13 protein-coding genes are annotated in these 17,385 nt (G+C 74.2%); 10 read left to right on the plus strand and 3 right to left on the minus strand.

Annotated features, from left to right (window positions below; translation table 11 throughout):
- Positions 1 to 85: 85 nt before the first annotated feature.
- The 6 genes from ASF50_RS14320 to ASF50_RS14350 all read left to right on the plus strand — a co-directional run bounded on the left by ASF50_RS14320 (position 86) and on the right by ASF50_RS14350 (position 9,966).
- Entirely contained in the window at positions 86 to 1,327 is a 1,242-nt protein-coding gene (locus tag ASF50_RS14320) for a hypothetical protein (protein ID WP_056904847.1), read from the plus strand.
- Between the two features lie 2,284 nt (positions 1,328 to 3,611).
- A complete protein-coding gene (locus tag ASF50_RS19085) occupies positions 3,612 to 4,010 on the plus strand; it encodes a hypothetical protein (RefSeq protein ID WP_056904849.1) in 399 nt (132 codons plus the stop codon).
- A 155-nt stretch (positions 4,011 to 4,165) separates the two neighbouring features.
- Entirely contained in the window at positions 4,166 to 4,876 is a 711-nt protein-coding gene (locus tag ASF50_RS14335; protein WP_056865799.1) for a response regulator transcription factor, read from the plus strand.
- A gap of 13 nt (positions 4,877 to 4,889) precedes the next feature.
- Positions 4,890 to 6,413: a sensor histidine kinase gene (locus ASF50_RS14340; RefSeq protein WP_056904850.1), complete on the plus strand. Its 1,524-nt coding sequence runs from the start codon at positions 4,890 to 4,892 to the stop codon at positions 6,411 to 6,413.
- Between the two features lie 216 nt (positions 6,414 to 6,629).
- Complete coding sequence (gene rocD, locus ASF50_RS14345; RefSeq protein WP_082503187.1) at positions 6,630 to 7,886, plus strand: ornithine--oxo-acid transaminase; 1,257 nt, start codon at positions 6,630 to 6,632, stop codon at positions 7,884 to 7,886.
- Positions 7,887 to 8,067: 181 nt separating this feature from the next.
- Positions 8,068 to 9,966, plus strand: a complete 1,899-nt coding sequence (locus ASF50_RS14350; protein WP_235557673.1) for an ArnT family glycosyltransferase — start codon at positions 8,068 to 8,070, stop codon at positions 9,964 to 9,966.
- On the opposite strand, the gene ASF50_RS14355 is transcribed toward ASF50_RS14350, so the two are convergent.
- Positions 9,939 to 10,592: a TetR/AcrR family transcriptional regulator gene (locus ASF50_RS14355; protein WP_235557674.1), complete on the minus strand. Its 654-nt coding sequence runs from the start codon at positions 10,590 to 10,592 to the stop codon at positions 9,939 to 9,941. The two genes, ASF50_RS14350 and ASF50_RS14355, sit on opposite strands and share 28 nt — an antisense overlap.
- 50 nt (positions 10,593 to 10,642) lie before the next feature.
- Between ASF50_RS14355 and ASF50_RS14360 the strand changes: the two genes are divergently transcribed.
- From ASF50_RS14360 to ASF50_RS14370, 3 genes are read left to right on the plus strand one after another with little or no spacing between them, the layout of a single operon-like run.
- On the plus strand, positions 10,643 to 12,187 hold the full coding sequence (locus tag ASF50_RS14360) for a flavin-containing monooxygenase (RefSeq protein ID WP_056905044.1): 1,545 nt from the start codon (positions 10,643 to 10,645) through the stop codon (positions 12,185 to 12,187).
- A complete protein-coding gene (locus ASF50_RS14365; RefSeq protein WP_056865795.1) occupies positions 12,184 to 13,026 on the plus strand; it encodes an SDR family NAD(P)-dependent oxidoreductase in 843 nt (280 codons plus the stop codon). Before ASF50_RS14360 ends, ASF50_RS14365 begins: the two co-directional genes overlap by 4 nt.
- Before the next feature lie 5 nt (positions 13,027 to 13,031).
- Entirely contained in the window at positions 13,032 to 13,568 is a 537-nt protein-coding gene (locus ASF50_RS14370) for a DUF402 domain-containing protein (RefSeq protein ID WP_056865794.1), read from the plus strand.
- On the opposite strand, the gene ASF50_RS14375 is transcribed toward ASF50_RS14370, so the two are convergent.
- The gene (locus ASF50_RS14375; RefSeq protein WP_082503189.1) at positions 13,556 to 14,998 is read right to left on the minus strand and encodes a threonine/serine ThrE exporter family protein; all 1,443 of its coding nucleotides are present in this window, start codon (positions 14,996 to 14,998) and stop codon (positions 13,556 to 13,558) included. The genes ASF50_RS14370 and ASF50_RS14375 overlap by 13 nt on opposite strands.
- 88 nt (positions 14,999 to 15,086) lie before the next feature.
- On the opposite strand from ASF50_RS14375, the gene ASF50_RS14380 reads away from it, so the two are divergent.
- A complete protein-coding gene (locus ASF50_RS14380; protein ID WP_056865793.1) occupies positions 15,087 to 16,214 on the plus strand; it encodes a glutamate--cysteine ligase in 1,128 nt (375 codons plus the stop codon).
- A 15-nt stretch (positions 16,215 to 16,229) separates the two neighbouring features.
- Here the strand turns inward: ASF50_RS14380 and ASF50_RS14385 are convergent, their stop codons facing one another.
- Positions 16,230 to 17,330 (minus strand): FUSC family protein, encoded by a 1,101-nt coding sequence (locus ASF50_RS14385; RefSeq protein WP_056865792.1) that lies wholly within the window; start codon positions 17,328 to 17,330, stop codon positions 16,230 to 16,232.
- Positions 17,331 to 17,385 lie beyond the last annotated feature (55 nt).

The following is a 17,385-nucleotide window of genomic DNA, read 5'->3' on the forward strand; positions in this document are numbered from 1 at the left end:
GCGGCCGGGTGACGGGGGCCAACGGGTTGCCGGCGCGGGCCCTCGGCCTCTGGTCGCGCCGGCTGCTGGCGGCGCACCCTGGGTCATGCGCCGTCTGCTGATGCTCGTGCCCGCCGCCCTCCTCGCGCCGCTGCTCGCCGTCGCGGGGCACGTCGGACCCGCGCAGGGCGGTGAGACGTTCATCCGCCCTACCCACGGGCTCGACCCCGACGACTGGTCGCTGCGTCGGCTCGACTGCGACCTCGTGGAGGCCGACACCACCCGCGTCGGCCTCCCTGCCGGACCCGCCACCTCCGGCCAGGGCAGCCTGCTCGTCGAGGGCACCGCCGACTCCCTGGGCGGGGTGGTGCGGCACCGCTCGGGGTCGTTGCCGTCGGTGTCGGTGGTGGTCATGGGCGCGGGGGGCGGCGAGGACGCCCCGGAGGGCGTCGCGCCGCAGGGTGTGTGGTGGGTCGAGGCCGGCGGCGTCACCTACACCAGCGACCCGGTAGACCTCGGCGACGGCGTCTTCGAGCGGGTCCACCTCGACGCGGCCGTCCTCCACGGTCCCGACTTCACCGGCACCGTCCGCGAGGTGCCCGGCAACCAGGACGACTGGACGGCCGGCCTCCTCACCGGAGGCTGCGTGGGGAGCCCGACGGCCCGCCTCGACGTCTTCTTCTGGAAGAAGAGCCGCTTCGGCGACGACCTGGAGCCGAGCGACTGGCTGCGCCTCGACCACGTCGCCGACGTCGGCGACCCGCCGCCCGTCGGCAGCCGCTTCACGCTGCGCGCCCGCGCCCTCCACGCCGGGCTGCTCACCGGCGTGGTCACCCCGGTCGACGGCGCCCGGGTCCACTTCCGACGGGTGCTCACCGACGGCGCGGTGCGCACCACCTCCGAGCAGCGCGCCAACGCTCGCGGCTGGGTGACCCTGCGACGCACCGCGGACCAGAGCGCCACGTGGCGGGCACGGCGGGACCGCTCCGGTGGTCGACCCGACGTGGTCAGCCCGGCCCACGACGTCTACGCCGCCCTGGCGCTCTCCCGCCCCCGCCTCGACGGCACCCCCTGCCCGGGCGTCCGGGCCTGCGAGGACATGACCGTCGCCGACCCCCGGGTCGTCGTCTCGGGCACGCTGGCGCCACCGCGCGGTCGGGTCGAGGTGCACGTCACCCCGGTCGACGGCGACCCGACGGTGCACATGGTCCGCCCCGGACCACGACAGCGCTGGCGCACCGCCTTCTCCCTGCCCGCGGGTCGCTACCACTTCTTCGTCGACGCCCTCTCGACCTCGCCCGAGTACGTCGACGCCAACGCCTGGTGGCTCGACCTCCGCGTCCGCTGACGCGCACCCGTCAGGGGTGCGATCGGCCGTGAGGCCCCGCGCCTCAGCCGGCGCGGACGAGGGTCGTCCAGCCGAGCGGGTTGGTCCAGGTGTAGGTGCCGTCGGGATGCCGGTGGTAGCTCCAGGGTGGGCTGCCCTCGGAGCCGGTGGTCTTCAACCGGTGGTGGTGGCGGCACAGCGGCGCGAGATTGGAGGGGTGCGTCTGACCGTGGCGTCCGCCGTGGTCGAGGGATCGGTGGGGGGTGATGTGGTCGAGGTCGCAGCGTCGTGAGGGCACGCTGCAGCCGGGGAACACGCATCGGGGGTCGCGGATGACCACGTGTTCGCGCATCCAGGGTGGTGGGTCGTGCCGGTCGACGGCGCCGGCGGTGGTGGGGTCGAGGTCGATGACAATCGGGGGTCGCGGATGACCACGTGTTCGCGCATCCAGGGTGGTGGGTCGTGCCGGTCGACGGCGCCGGCGGTGGTGGGGTCGAGGTCGATGACAGGTCTCACGTAGACCTTGGTGCCGTCCAGCCAGCGGCGCAGGGTGGTGGTGGAGACGACGCCGAGGCCCTCGACGACCGCGGCGCCGGGTGGTGGGCCGGTGCGGTCGATCTGGGACAGCCAGCTGGTCTCGTGGTGGCGATGGACCGCTGTGGGGCGCAGGTCGGGTCCGGTGGTGCGGTACGGGTCGCCCGCAGGGTGCTCGTCGGCGGGCTGCTCGTCCGCGGGCTGTTCGTCGGTGGCCGGGGCTTGGCTTCGAGACGCTCGCTGCGCTCGCTCCTCAGCCACCGGGGCCGTGGCCTGTTCGGCGGGTGTGGTCTCGGGGTCGCCGCCGGCGGAGGCCTGGCTTCGAGACGCTCGCTGCGCTCGCTCCTCAGCCACCGGGGCCGCCGCGAGGCCTGCAGGCGCTGCTGCAGGGGGCTCGGAGTCGTCCTCGGAATCCGGGGCGGGCAGGTCCCGGGGGTCGGGTGGGGGCTCGTCGGCCGGGGCCTCGGCGGGTGGCGGGGGCTCCTCCGGCGCTGGTTCTTCCCTACTCGTGCGGGTTGTGTCGAGGGCGGCGAGGGTCTCGGCGCGTGCGAGGTCCTCGGGGCGCAGGTGGAGGTAGACGACCCGTTCCTTGGCAGTCGTGGGCTCCACCGAGTCCAACGCGGTCAATCCTTGGGCGCGGTCGGTGATCACCCCGATCGCCCTGGCTTTACGGACCTCCAGCGACTCGACCACGGCTCCAGTGGCGCTCTGGTGGCGTCCGAGCTCGGCGGCGGTGGCGCAGATCAGGTCGTGGAAGCGGGTGAGGTCCTGGGTGTCACCGGTCGCCTCGAGCCACGAGGTGCCCGAGGCGGAGCCGCGGTCGACGTCGTGGGTCACCCTCACGTTCCACCCACCGCGGGCCCGCTCCTCCAGCGCGGCCTGGGCGTGGGGGTTGTGCCTGGCGGCCGCCTCGGCGACGAACAGCTCGATCCGTCGCGATCCGAGTCCTTGGACCTTCGCCCCGAGGGCGGCGACCTTGCGGTCCACGAACGCAGCACCGGTGTCGTTCAACACCTGGGTCTGGGAGGCGATCCGCCGCGCCCGCCAGCCGGGGAGGGTGAGGTCGTCCACCATCGCCCAGATGCGTGGGAGGCGGTGGACCAGCTCCATGACTTCCGCGAGGTTGCAGCCGGCGTTGACCGGCGACATCTCCAACGCCAGCGCGAGGGGTTCGGCGGCGAACTCGTCGAGGCCGTGGCGGATCATCCCGGGCACCGACCACGCGTAGGCCCGGTCGGNCGGCGACATCTCCAACGCCAGCGCGAGGGGTTCGGCGGCGAACTCGTCGAGGCCGTGGCGGATCATCCCGGGCACCGACCACGCGTAGGCCCGGTCGGGGTTCATCGCACCCCAGCGGGCCATGACCCGCAGCGTGCGGCGCTCGGCGGTACGTACCGAGCGGGCGGTGTCGGCGGCGTACTCCAGGACCTCGTCGGCCTCGAGGGACTCGACGTCGACCACGGCGCCGGTGGTGTCGAGGTCGAGGAGCATGCGCCTAGTTTATTCGAACAGGCATTCGATGACTAGATGTGTCGGGTGATCTGTGGAGGGGGTTCTGCTGTCGCGCGAGGGTGGTTTCGAGACGGTCGCTGGCGCTCCCTCCTCAACCACCGCGAGGCTGACGCTCCCTCCTCAACCACCGCGAGGCTGACGCTCCCACCTCAACCATCGTGCCGGGCTCTCCCTGCCCGACCACCGAGGCCCGGATCGGCCCGCCGGACTCACGGTCGGGGCACAGGGTGGGCACAGCAGGGGCGTCGACGCTGGCGGCATGAGTGACCAGACGCACGACCTCCCCGCCGCCGCCCGTCCGAACGCCGACGACGCCCCACCGGCCGGAGGTGGGTGGCGGCGACGGGTGCTCGCCCTGCGGGGCGTCGTGGCCGTCGCGCTGGCCAGCCTGCTCATCGGCGGGACCGGCGGCGCCGTGCTCGGCGTCGCCGCAGGCGGGTCCGACGACGGCCGGTCGGGCGGACCGGGCGGTCCGGGCGGCTTCGGGGGACGACCGCCGGTGCAGCAGGGGACCTTCCCGGGACAGCCGTCGGACGACGGCTCCGCCGACGCGCCGGGCTCCCCCGGCGACCCCACCTCTCCTCCCGGCGCCTCGACCGACCCCACCCCCACGACCGGCGCCACCACCGGCGCCACCGCCACCGCCACCGGCGACTGACCCACGACCGACGGAGGTCCCGCCCCGGTCTCGTCGCGCATCCCCCGCACCACGTCGCTCCCCGCCGTCACCGCTCAGCGCACCGTCGCGGCACGCACGTCCGACACCCAGGACGTCCACAGCGGACGCACAGGCACCTGGGCCAGAGTGGAGCCATGGAGCTCACCCGACCCGACGGCAGTCCCCTGCGCGTCCTCGTCGTCGACGACGAGGTCAACATCGCCGAGCTGATCTCGATGGCGCTGCGCTACGAGGGCTTCGAGGTGAGTGCGGCCCACACCGGCACGAAGGCGGTCGCCGCCGCGAAGGACTTCCGCCCCGACGCCGTGGTGCTCGACATGATGCTGCCCGACTTCGACGGCCTCGAGGTGCTGCGCCGCATGCGCACCCACGACCCCGACGTGCCGGTCGTGTTCCTCACGGCGCGCGACGCCGTCGAGGACCGGGTGGCCGGGCTGACCGCGGGCGGCGACGACTACGTCACCAAGCCCTTCTCGCTGGAGGAGGTCGTGGCGCGGCTGCGGGGCCTCATGCGGCGCGCCGGGGCCCAGCAGGCCGCCGAGTCGTCGGTGCTCACCGTCGGCGACCTGTCCCTCGACGAGGACAGCCACGAGGTCTTCCGCGGCGGCACCGAGATCAGCCTGACCGCCACCGAGTTCGAGCTGCTGCGCTTCCTCATGCGCAACCCCCGCCGGGTGCTCAGCAAGGCCCAGATCCTCGACCGGGTGTGGAACTACGACTTCGGCGGCCAGGCCAACGTGGTGGAGCTCTACATCTCCTACCTGCGCAAGAAGATCGACGCCGGTCGCGACCCGATGATCCACACCATGCGCGGCGCGGGCTACGTGCTCAAGCCCGCCGCCTAGGCGCCGGCACCCCGTGGGCCGCCTCGCCTCCCTCACCTCCCGCCTGGTCCTCACGGCCGTGGCGCTCGTGCTGCTCGTCTCGCTGCTCATCGGCACCGTCGCCACCCTCGCCGTGCGCTCCTACCTGCTCGGCCAGGTCGACGACGACGTGCGGGCGGCGCTGCAGCGCGCGGAGTACGTCGCGGCGTCGCAGTTCTTCGTGCCCTGCTCGACCCCCGACCCGCCCGTCGGCGGCGTGCCCGACGACCTCGACGACCGTGACCGGGGGCCGGGCGACGGCGACGACCCCGGCCGGGGGCAGTCGGTCGGCACCCTGACGGCCTTCTTCGAGCAGTACGCCGACTACGAGGCCGACCCGGCCGGCTGCGTGCTGACCCCCGGCGAGGACGGGCGGCCCGGCACCCGCGCGCTCTCCACGGCCGCCCTCGACCTCCTCGCCGACCTCCCGGCCGACGGCCGCCCGCGCGAGGTCGACCTGCCCGGCGTCGGGTCCTACCGCGTGGCCGTGCGCGAGACCGCCTCCGGCGACTACACCGTGGCCGCGGGCCTGCCGACCGACGACCTCGACGGGGTGGTGTCGACCCTGGTCACCACCGAGGTGGTGCTCATCCTGCTCGGCGGGGCCGTCGCGGGGCTGGCCGGCCTGCTCGTCGTACGCCGACAGCTGCGCCCCCTCCGCGAGGTCGCCGACACCGCTCACACGGTGGCGGAGCTTCCGCTGGCGCAGGGCGAGATCGACCTGACCGAGCGCGTGCCCGCCCACCTCACCGACGAGCGCACCGAGGTCGGCCGGGTGGGCTCGGCGCTCAACACGCTGCTCGCTCACGTGGAGTCGTCGCTGGAGGCCCGCCACCGCAGCGAGCTGCAGGTGCGCCAGTTCGTGGCCGACGCCTCCCACGAGCTGCGCACGCCGCTGGCCACCATCGCCGGCTACACCGAGCTGGCCCGCCGCCGACCCGACGACGCCACCGCGGTCGCCACCGCGCTGGCGAAGGTGGAGGAGGAGTCGGGGCGGATGACCTCGCTGGTCGAGGACCTCCTCCTGCTCGCGCGCCTCGACGCCGGGCGACCGCTGGAGTCGGCACCGGTGGACCTCACCCGGCTGCTGCTCGAGGCGGTCTCCGACGCCCGCGTGCTCTCCCCCGACCACCACTGGCGCCTGGAGCTGCCGGAGGAGGCACCGGCCGAGGTGGACGGCGACGAGCAGCGGCTGCACCAGGTGGTGACCAACCTGCTCACCAACGCCCGCAAGTACACCCCCGCCGGCTCCACGGTCACCGTCACCGCGCTGCCCGACGGCTTCCGGGTGCACGACGACGGGCCGGGCTTCCCGCCCGAGCTGCTCGACCACGCCTTCGAGCGCTTCGCCCGCGGCGACACCGCGCGCACCCGCGGCGGCGTGGCCGCACCGGGCGGCGCGGGGCTCGGGCTGGCGCTGGTCGAGGCCATCGTGACGGCCCACGGGGGCCGGGTCACGCTCGTCAGCCGACCGGGCGACACCGCGGTCGAGGTGACGCTGCCCGGGGCGGCGGGCTGAGGGTCGGCTCCGGGGCGACCGGGCCGGTCGAGGGGGCCTCGAGCATTCGGCGGCCCGCCGTACGTGGGGTTACTCTCGTGAGGGATTGTCTGACAATCCTCGGATTCCGTCCCCGTGCCTGGTGGTGTGGGGAGGTCGCGCGACGCGACCCACGATCCGACCGACCCGCCCCGACCCTCCCGCACGCCGGGACGGGCCTCCAGGAGGAGACGAGCCATGACGGCATCCCTGACCGACGCCACGACCGCCACCACCGAGGTCGCCCGCAGCACCGAGCTCTACCAGCGCGCCGAGGCGCGCACGGCGCACAACTACCACCCGCTGCCGGTCGTCGTGGAGCACGCCGAGGGCGCCTGGATGACCGACGTCGACGGCAAGCGCTTCCTCGACCTCCTCTCGGGCTACTCCGCGCTCAACTTCGGCCACGGCCACCCCGGCCTGCTGCGCGCCGCGCACGAGCAGCTCGATCGCCTCACGCTCACCAGCCGTGCCTTCGTGCACGACCGCTTCGCCGACTTCTGCGCCGAGCTGGGCGACCTGTGCGGCAAGGAGCTCGTGCTGCCGATGAACACCGGCGCCGAGGCCGTCGAGACCGCGATCAAGGTCTCGCGCAAGTGGGGCTACGAGGTCAAGGGCGTGACGCCCGGCCACGCCAAGATCATCGTGTCCGCCGGCAACTTCCACGGCCGCACGACGACCATCGTCAGCTTCTCCGACGACCCCGACGCCCACAACGGCTTCGGCCCCTTCACCCCCGGCTTCCAGATGGTGCCCTACGGCGACCTCGAGGCCATCGAGGCCGCGATCGACGCCGACACCGTCGCCGTGCTCATCGAGCCGATCCAGGGCGAGGGCGGCGTCGTGCTGCCCCCCGACGGCTTCCTGCGCGGACTGCGCGAGGTCTGCACCCGCGAGAACGTCCTGATGGTCGCCGACGAGATCCAGGCCGGCCTGGGCCGCACCGGCAAGACCTTCGCCTGCGACCACGAGGGCGTCGTGCCCGACGTCTACGTGCTGGGCAAGGCGCTCGGCGGCGGCATCGTGCCGGTCTCGGCCATCGCGGCCGACCGTGACGTGCTCGGCGTGCTGCGCCCCGGCCAGCACGGCTCGACCTTCGGCGGCAACCCGCTGGCCTGCGCCGTCGGCCTCGAGGTCGTGCGGATGCTGGCCACCGGCGAGCACCAGGACCGCGCGGCCGAGCTCGGCGTCGTGCTGCGCGACCGGCTCGAGGCGCTGGTGGGCCACGGCGTGCTGCGCGTGCGCACCCGCGGCCTGTGGGCCGGCATCGACATCGACCCCGCCGTCGGCACCGGCCGCGAGGTCTGCGAGGCGCTCATGGCGCGCGGCGTCCTGGCCAAGGACACCCACGGCTCCACGATCCGCCTGGCCCCGCCGCTGGTCATCACCGCCGAGGACCTCGCCTGGGGCCTCGACCAGCTGGCCGAGGTCGTCCGGGCCGCCGATCCGGCGTAGGCTCGGCGCCGGGTGGCCCTCGCGGGTCACAGGCCGCTGACAGCGCGGCCCTGAGGTCGCCCCAGCCGGCGGCCGCAGGCTGGCGGTCATGTCGACCAGCACCGCCGCACCCGTCCGAGCGACCACCCACCCAGACGCGGGCGCCACCGCTCCCGGGGTCCTGAGACTCCCCCGGGAGCGCGTGGCGCTCGCCCTGCTCCTGGGCTCGACGGCCCTGCTCTACCTGTGGGGCCTCGGCGCCTCGGGCTGGGCCAACTCCTTCTACTCCGCCGCCGTGCAGGCCGGCTCGGAGTCGTGGAAGGCCTTCTTCTTCGGCTCCTCCGACGCCGCCAGCTCGATCACCGTCGACAAGACCCCGCTGTCGCTGTGGCCGATGATGCTCTCGGTGCGGGCCTTCGGGCTCTCCTCGTGGGCGATCCTCGTGCCGCAGGCGCTGATGGGCGTCGGCGCCGTGGCCCTGCTGCACGCCCTCGTGCGGCGCGCGACCGGCTCGGCCGGGGCCGGCCTGCTGGCGGGCGCCGTGCTGGCGCTCACGCCGGTGGCGGTGCTCATGTTCCGCTTCAACAACCCCGACGCGATGCTGGTGCTCCTGCTGGTGGCGGCGGCGTACGCCGTGCAGCGCGCCCTCGAGGGCGTCCGCCCGGTGCGCTGGATCGCCCTGGCCGGGGCGCTGGTCGGGCTGGCCTTCCTGGCCAAGATGCTCCAGGCCTTCCTGGTGCTGCCGGCCTTCGCGCTGGCCTACGCCCTCTTCGCCGCCGTGCCGCTGGGACGGCGGGTGGGCCACCTGCTGGTCGCCCTCGCCTCGACGGTGGTCGCCGGCGGCTGGTGGGTCGCGGTCGTCGAGCTGTGGCCCGCGTCCTCGCGGCCCTGGATCGGGGGCTCGCAGGGCGACTCGGTCCTCGAGCTGACCCTCGGCTACAACGGCCTGGGCCGCATCACCGGCGAGGAGACCGGCTCGGTGGGCGGCGCGGGCGGCTGGGGCGAGACCGGGGCGCTGCGCCTGCTCGGCAGCGAGATCGGCGGGCAGGTCGCGTGGCTGCTGCCGGCCGCCGTGGTCCTGGGGGTGACGGCGCTGGCCCTCACCTGGCGCCGCGGCCCGGCGTCGGCCCCCGGCCCCAGCAGCCCCCGCAGCCCCCGCGTGCTGCGCGGCACGCTCGCCGTCTGGCTGGGCTGGCTCGTGGTCACCGCGGTGACCTTCTCCTTCATGGGCGGCATCTTCCACGCCTACTACACCGTCGCCCTGGCCCCCGCGATCGCCGCACTCGTCGGCATCGGCGCCTGGTCGGCGTGGTCGCACCGCGACTCGCTGCTGGTCAGCGGGGTGCTCGCCACGACCACGGCACTGACCGCGTCGCTGGCCTTCGTGCTGCTCGACCGGGCGGGCGACTGGCACCCCTGGCTGAAGTACGTCGTGGCCGCGGTCGGCGCGCTCGCCACGCTGGCGCTCGCCGGGGTGCGGCACCTGCCCCGCCGCGCGGGCCGGGTCGTGGCGGCCGCGGCGCTGGTCGCGGCCCTGGCCGGCCCGACGGCGTACGCGCTGTCGACCGCCGCCACCCCGCACACCGGCTCGATCCCCACCGCCGGACCGACGACCACCACCGGCCCCGGAGGCATGGGCGGCCCCGGAGGCATGGGCGGCCCCGGCGGGACGGGCGGCGTGCCCGGGGCGAGCACGGGCGGGCTGCTGGAGGCGAGCACGTCGAGCGAGGCGCTGGACGCGCTGCTCACCGGCGACGCCGACTCCTTCACGTGGGTCGCGGCGGCGGTGGGCTCCAACACTGCGTCGGGCTACCAGCTGGCCACCCAGGAGCCGGTGATGGCGATCGGCGGCTTCAACGGCAGCGACCCCAGCCCCACCCTCGAGGAGTTCCAGCAGTACGTCGCGGACGGCGAGATCCACTGGTTCATCGGCGGGGGTGGCGCGATGGGCGGCCCGATGGGCGGCGTGCTGGGCGGCGCCGGCGGGTCCGACGGCGGCTCGGACGCGGCGGCGGAGATCACGGCCTGGGTGGAGTCGACCTTCACCGCGCAGAGCGTCGACGGCGTGAGCGTCTACGACCTCTCGGCCGGGGTGGAGTGAGACCCGGCCGGTCCCGCCGGTCCAACCGGGGGCAGCACGCCGACCAGGGCGGGCAGCGAGCCCGCCATCATCGCCACCAGGTCGTCGCGGGTGATGCCGGCGGGGTGCTCGATCCAGGCGAGCACGAGCTGCTCGTTCATGGCCGCCCAGGCGCGCACCATGAGCCGGCTCGCGGGGGTGTCGGGGACGAGCTGGCCCTGGGCGTCCTCGCGGAAGATGCGGTCGGTGAGGGTCGAGCGGGCCTCCTCGTAGATCTCGCGGAGCGTCTCGTTGCCGCCGGCGGCACCCTTGACCAGCGAGAGGTAGCCCTCGTGGTTGGCCACGACGTAGTCGAGGTAGGCGGTCATCGACAGCAGCAGCCGCTCGATCGGGTCGCCCACGGTGGGCGGGGCGGTCTGCTCGATGAGGTCGTCGGCGGCCCGTCGCACGACGGCCTCGTGGAAGGCGTGCTTGTTGCCGAAGTAGTGGTAGAGCAGCCCGCGCGAGATGCCGGCCTCCTCGGCGAGCAGGTCGATGCTCAGCTCGTCGACCGAGCGGGTCGCGAGCAGGCGCACGCCGAGGTCGAGCAGCTGGGCGCGTCGCTCGTCGGGGCTGAGCCGGGTGCGGGAGGAGGTGCTGCGGGTCACGGACCCCACTCTATTGACACTTTTTCAATAACGCCAATACCCTCGTGACCATGACCACCGACACCACCCCGGTCCCGGCCGGCGCGCGCCGCGTCGACCACCTCGTCGTCGGCGCCGGCTTCGCGGGCCTGTGCGCCGCGATCCAGCTCGACGCCGACGGCGAGCGCGACTTCGTCGTCCTCGAGAAGGGCGGCGACGTCGGCGGCACGTGGCGCGACAACACCTACCCCGGCGCCGCCTGCGACGTGCCCAGCCAGCTCTACTCCTACTCCTTCGCGCCCAACCCCGACTGGTCGATGTCGTTCTCGCCCCAGCCGGAGATCCAGGCCTACATCCAGCGCGTGGCGCGCGAGTCGGGCGTGCTCGACCGCTTCGTGTTCGACACCGCGCTGGAGACCGCCACCTGGCGGGCCGAGGAGCAGGCGTGGCTGGTCGAGACCAGCCGCGGCGACTACCTGGCCCGCGACCTCGTCGTCGGCGCCGGCGGCCTCTCCGAGCCCAAGCTGCCCGACATCGAGGGGCTGGCGTCCTTCGGCGGCGAGGTCTTCCACTCCGCCCGCTGGGACCACACCGCCGACCTCACCGGCAAGCGCGTCGCCGTCATCGGCACCGGCGCCTCGGCGATCCAGATCATCCCCGAGGTCGCCGAGCGGGCCGAGCACCTCGACGTCTACCAGCGCACCGCACCCTGGGTGATGCCGCGCCACGACCGCACCTACTCGCGCCTGGAGAAGGCCGCCCTGCGCCACGTGCCCGGGCTGCAGAAGGCCTACCGCACGGCGATCTACTGGGGCCGCGAGTCCTACGTGCCGCCCTTCACCCTGGCCCCCGCGGTGCTGCTGCCGGCGCGCAAGGCCGCCGAGGCCAACATCGCCCGCTCGATCAGCGACCCGGAGCTGCGCGCGAAGGTCACCCCCGACTTCCAGATCGGCTGCAAGCGGATCCTCATCTCCAACCGCTACTACCCCGCCCTGGCCCGCCCGACCACCGAGTTGGTCACCGACCGGATCGCCCGGCTCACCGAGCGCGGCATCGTGACCGCCGACGGCACCGAGCGCGAGGTCGACGTCGTCATCGTCGCCACCGGCTTCCACACCACCGAGCTGCCCATCACCGAGCACCTGGTGGGCCGCACCGGCCGCACCCTGGCCGCGCGCTGGAAGGAGAGCGGCATGGCGGCCTACAAGGGCACCACCGTGCCGGAGTTCCCCAACCTCTTCCTGCTGGTCGGCCCCAACACCGGCCTGGGCCACTCCAGCATGGTCTTCATGATCGAGTCGCAGGTCGCCTACGTGCGCGACGCGATCCGCACGATGCGCCGGCACCGCTACGCCACGGTCGAGCCCACCGAGCGGGCCACCGCCGCCTGGAACGAGAGCCTCCAGCAGCGCATGGACCGCACGGTGTGGAGCACCGGCGGCTGCTCCAGCTGGTACCAGGACGAGCACGGGCGCAACACCACCCTGTGGCCGCGCTCCACCTTCGGCTTCCGCCGCCTGCTCGCCCGCTTCGACACCCCGGCCTACGCCGTCGGCGCGCCGCACACCGACCCCGCCCCCCGCAGCACCCCGACACGTGAGGACGTGAACGCATGAAGACGCTGACCGACAAGGTCGTCGTGATCACCGGCGCCGGATCCGGCATCGGCCGGGCCCTGGCCCTCAACCTCGCCGGCAAGGGCTCGCGCCTGGCCCTCTCCGACGTCGACGAGGCCGGCCTGGCCGAGACCGCCCGCCAGGCGCGGGCCGCCGGCGCCCGCGACGTGCGCACCGACCGGCTCGACGTCGCCGACCGCGACGCCTTCGAGGCCTACGCCGCCGCGGTCGTCGACCACTTCGGCCGGGTCAACGTGGTCGTCAACAACGCCGGCGTCGCGCTGGCCGGCGACCTGGTCGAGCTGGAGTACGACGACATCGACTGGATCATCGGCATCAACTTCTGGGGCGTGGTGCACGGCACCAAGGCCTTCCTGCCCCACCTCATCGCCTCCGGCGACGGCCACGTGGTCAACCTGTCCTCGCTCTTCGGGCTGATCTCGATGCCCGGGCAGAGCATGTACAACGCCTCCAAGTACGCCGTGCGCGGCATGACCGAGGCCCTGCGCGAGGAGATGCTCATCGCCGGCCACCCGGTCGGCGTGACCTCGGTGCACCCCGGCGGCATCAAGACCGCCATCGCCCGCAACTCCCGCGTCTCCGCGGGCGAGGACCAGGCCGCCACGGCCAAGTTCTTCGACGAGAAGCTGGCCAAGATGACCCCGGAGAAGGCCGCCGCCATCATCGTGCGCGGCATCACCCGCAACCAGGCCCGGGTGCTCGTCGGTCTCGACGCCCACGCGCTGCACACCTTCGGCAAGCTGGCCGGCTCCCGCTACCAGGACGTCGTGGCCAAGGTGTCGAAGAAGGTGCTCCCGCCCAAGACCCAGGTGGTCTGAGGCCCGTGCGACCGGCGCCGGGGCAGCCCGTCCGCATCGAGACCACCAAGTGGGGCGAGCGCCCCCACTGGCGGATGGCGGGCGTGCACCTCGGCGCCGACGAGCACGGCGACTGGGTCGGCGTGCCCCGCGGCACCCACCACGCGCGCCCCGGCGCGGCCTTCGTCTCCGAGGTCGACACCGTCACCCTGCTGCCCGTCGCGACCGCGCAGTGGTGGGTCGCCACCTTCCACGCCCCCGGCACGTGGGCGTCGGTCTACGTCGACATCACCACCCCGCCCCGCTGGCTCGCGGGGCCCGACGGCCCGGTGGTCACCGCCGTCGACCTCGACCTCGACGTCGTGCGTCGCGCCGACGGGAGCGACTACGTCGACGACGAGGACGAGTTCGCCGAGCACCGGGTGCGCTACGCCTACCCGCCCGAGGTCGTCGCGGCCGCCCGGGCGTCGTGCGACGCGGTGCACGCCGCGGTCGCCGCGCGCAGGGCGCCGTACGACGGGAGCGCGGAGGTCTGGCTCGAGCGGCTGGCTCAGCCCGGCTGAGTCGTCGACCCGGCCCCGTCGTCGCCCGTGCCGCCCGTGCCGCCGTCGCCGTCGTCGGCGTCCTCCGCGCGGGCCCGGGCACGACCGCGGCGCGAGGTCTGCGCCGAGGAGCCGGGGCGACGGCTGCGCACGCGCACCGGGCCGACCAGTCGCGGCCCCGAGAGCCTGACCTCGAGCTTCTGCGCCTCGCGCTTGAGGGGCTGGGCGACGTACTCCCCGAGGATGACGCCCGCGGCCAGCGCGATCGCGACCGAGGCCGCGGTGACCATGGCCAGCAGGCCCTCGGAGCTGTCGCGGCGCCCGCCCTCGGCCAGCAGCGTGAGGCCCCGGTAGATCGAGATGCCGGGCAGCATCGGCACGATCGCCGAGACCACGACCACCAGCGGGGGCACGCGCATCCGACCGGCGACGGCGAAGGCGACGAGACCGACGAAGAAGGCCGCGGTGCCGACCGACCACGCCCGCCCCAGGCCGGGCTGGGCCAGCGACGTCGAGATGCCCATGGCCACCGCGGCGATGCCCGCGATCGGGGCGAGGATGCGCCCCGGGGAGTAGGAGGCGAAGGCGAAGGCCGCAGCGGCCAGCGCCGAGCCCACGATCATCAGCCCCACGCTCTGGATGTCGACGCGGCCGGGGTCGATCTCGGGGATCTGGACACCGACCACGTTGGCCAGGCTGAGCCCGCCGCTGACGCCGGCGATGATGCCGGCCGTGGCCAGGATCGCCTCGGTCAGACGGGCGCCGGCGGTGATGTAGAAGCCGGTCAGGGCGTCCTGGAGCCCGCCCATGAAGCCGACGCCGGCCAGCAGCATGACGATGTTGGCGGTGATCACCAGCGACACGTCGATGCTCAGCGGGCTGGCCGCGGCGGCCGCGGCGATCAGCGTCGCGGCGCCCGCACCGGCGACCTGCTGGTAGAAGGCCGGCATCCGGCGCTTGGCCATGCGCAGCTGGAGCCGGTCGATGGTGACCGCGCTGAGCAGGGCCAGCACGACCACGGCCGCGTCGCCGCCGAGCTGCATCGCCACGCCGGCGCTCATCGCGGCCCAGGCCCCGGTGACGGCCCAGCGGGGCCGGTCGTGACCGGTGGAGACGATGCGGCCGAGCTCGGCCCGGGCCTGGCGCAGGTCGAGGTCCTCGCGCAGGACGTCGCGCACGAGGTGGTCGACGCGGGTGAGGTGCTGGTAGTCGATGACCCGCTGCTTGACCTGGCGCGTGGCGATCACCGGGGGCTCGTCGGGGCTGGTCTGGTGCGACATCTCCAGGGAGGTGAAGGTGATGTCGCACTCGGCCTGCCAGAAGCCGAGGGCGCGCGCCAGCGAGAGCATCGTCGCGGTCACGTCGGCCGCGCCGGCACCCGAGGACAGCAGCACCTCCCCCACCCGGAGACAGAAGTCCAGGGTCAGGTTCAGCTCACGGTTCTCCGACATGGCCGCGATGCTCGCAGGGCCCGCCCCGGGCTGGCCAAACTCCGCCGCTGCGATCTGCCTCACGCCGCCCGTGTGGTTCGCTGGGCGCGTGCGCATCGACTTCCACGGGTCGCCGACCCCCACGCTCGGGGTGGAGTGGGAGCTCGCGCTGGTCGACAAGACCGACCGCGACCTGACCCACTGCGCCGCCGACCTCTCCGCCCTCGCCGGGCCCCGGCTGCCCCACCCCGAGCGGCTCCACAAGGAGCTGCTGCGCAACACCGTCGAGGCGGTGACGGGCATCTGCGACACCGTCGGGGACGCCGTCGAGGACCTGCGCGCCACCCTGGAGGCGGTCGTGCCGGCCGCCGACGAGCTGGGCGTGGACCTCTACGGCGGCGGCACCCACCCCTTCGCCTCCTGGACCACCCAGCAGCTCAGCGAGGGCCACCGCTACGAGGAGCTCATCAACCGCACCCAGTGGTGGGGCCGGCAGATGCTGATCTGGGGCGTGCACGTGCACGTCGGCCTGCCCGAGCGGCGCCGGGTGATGCCGGTGCTGTCATCGCTGCTCAACCACTACCCCCACCTGCAGGCCCTCTCGGCCTCCTCCCCGATCTGGGCCGGGGTCGACACCGGCTACGCCTCCAACCGGGCGCTCATGTTCCAGCAGCTGCCGACGGCCGGGCTGCCCTTCCAGTTCGCGACCTGGGAGGAGTTCGAGCGCTTCGCCCACGACCAGCTCACCACCGGCGTGATCGACGACCTCTCCGAGATCCGCTGGGACGTGCGGCCCGCCGCCCACCTCGGCACCCTCGAGAGCCGGGTGTGCGACGGCGTCTCCACCTTCTCCGACCTCGCGGCCCTGACCGCGCTCACCCAGTGCCTGGTGGTCGACCTCGATACCCGGCTGGCCGGCGGCGAGGAGCTGCCCACCATGCCGCCGTGGCACGTGCAGGAGAACAAGTGGCGCGCGGCGCGCTACGGCCTCGAGGCCATCGTGATCCTCGACGAGCACTCCACCGAGCGCCTGGTCACCGACGACCTGGCCGACCTGCTGGAGCGCCTCGCCCCGGTGGCGGAGCGGCTGGGCTGCTCCGAGGAGCTCGCCCTGGTCGGTGACATCCCCCGCCGCGGCGCCTCCTACCAACGCCAGCGGGCGGTGGCCGAGCGCACCGGCGGCGACCTCGTGGCGGTCGTCGACTCGGTGGTGCAGGAGCTGCGCGCCGAGCTGTGACCCGGCCCGCCCGGCTCAGCGCGGCGGCGGGGGCAGCGCGTCGGTCGACTCCAGCTGCGAGAGCCCGGTGAGCATGAGCAGGTCGACGACGACGGAGCGCAGCTGGGCCAGCACGACCTCGGCGGTCATCTCCTCGGCGCGCTCGACCGACCCGGTGGCCATGCCCACCGCCAGCAGCGCGGGCATCGCCGCGGTGGGCTGGCGGTCCTGGGTGAGCTCCTCGACCACCACGTCGACGGCGTCGGCGAGGTCGCGGGCCAGCGCGGAGTAGGAGGTGGGCACAGGTCGGCGGTGGTAGGCGGCGACCGCGACCTGGCGCACCAGCACCCGGGTGCTGCGCATCGCGCGGTCCATCGGGCCCACCAGCTCCGCCATGCGCCGGATGCCCGGCTTGTGCCGGACCCGGAACGGCGAGGACGCCACGATGGCCATGCCCTCGTCGGCCGCCGACTGGAGCTGGCGGATGAGCGCGTCGGTGCTGCGGGCGTCGTCGAGCAGGGCCATGCCGCGCTCGACCTCGCCGTCGACCATGACGTCGGCGGCGCCGCGCAGGAGCTCGGCGACCTTGCGCAGCACGACAGCGGCCTGCTCGCGCGGGCGCCGCAGCGCCGCCGCCGGCACCACCGTGGCCGCCACCAGGGCGACGCCGCCCCCGATGAGGGCGTCGGTCCACCGGGTCAGCGAGGCGCCCGACCCCGGCAGCAGGGCCACGACGAAGATCGACTGGATCGCAGCCTGGTTGACGAAGAGGGTGCCGGCGTCGAGCAGCACCGCTGCGGTCATGGCGAGGGCCACGATGAGCCCCAGCTGCCAGGCGCCGCCGCCGAGCCAGACGATGAGCAGGTCGGCCAGGAGCACCCCGATGGCCACGCCCGCCGTCACCTCCGCCACCCGGCGCAGCCGCTGGCCGTAGGAGGTGCCGAGGCTAACCACCGCGGCGATGGGGGCGAAGACGGGCACGTCGTGACCCAGCAGGTCGCTGGCGATGAGCCAGGCGACGGCGGCGGCCACCGCGCACTGGAGGATCTGCCAGCGCTTGGAGCGCCAGCGGGCGACCCGCACCCGCGCCGAGCTGCGCGAGCGGCTCCACACGAGGTCGAACGGCGGGGCCTCCATGGTCCTGATCGTGCCAGACCCGGGACCCCGCCGTGGCCGGAGCGGCGCGGGCGGA

The sequence above is a fragment of the Nocardioides sp. Leaf307 genome (assembly GCF_001423135.1).
Taxonomy (GTDB): Bacteria; Actinomycetota; Actinomycetes; order Propionibacteriales; family Nocardioidaceae; genus Nocardioides; species Nocardioides kribbensis.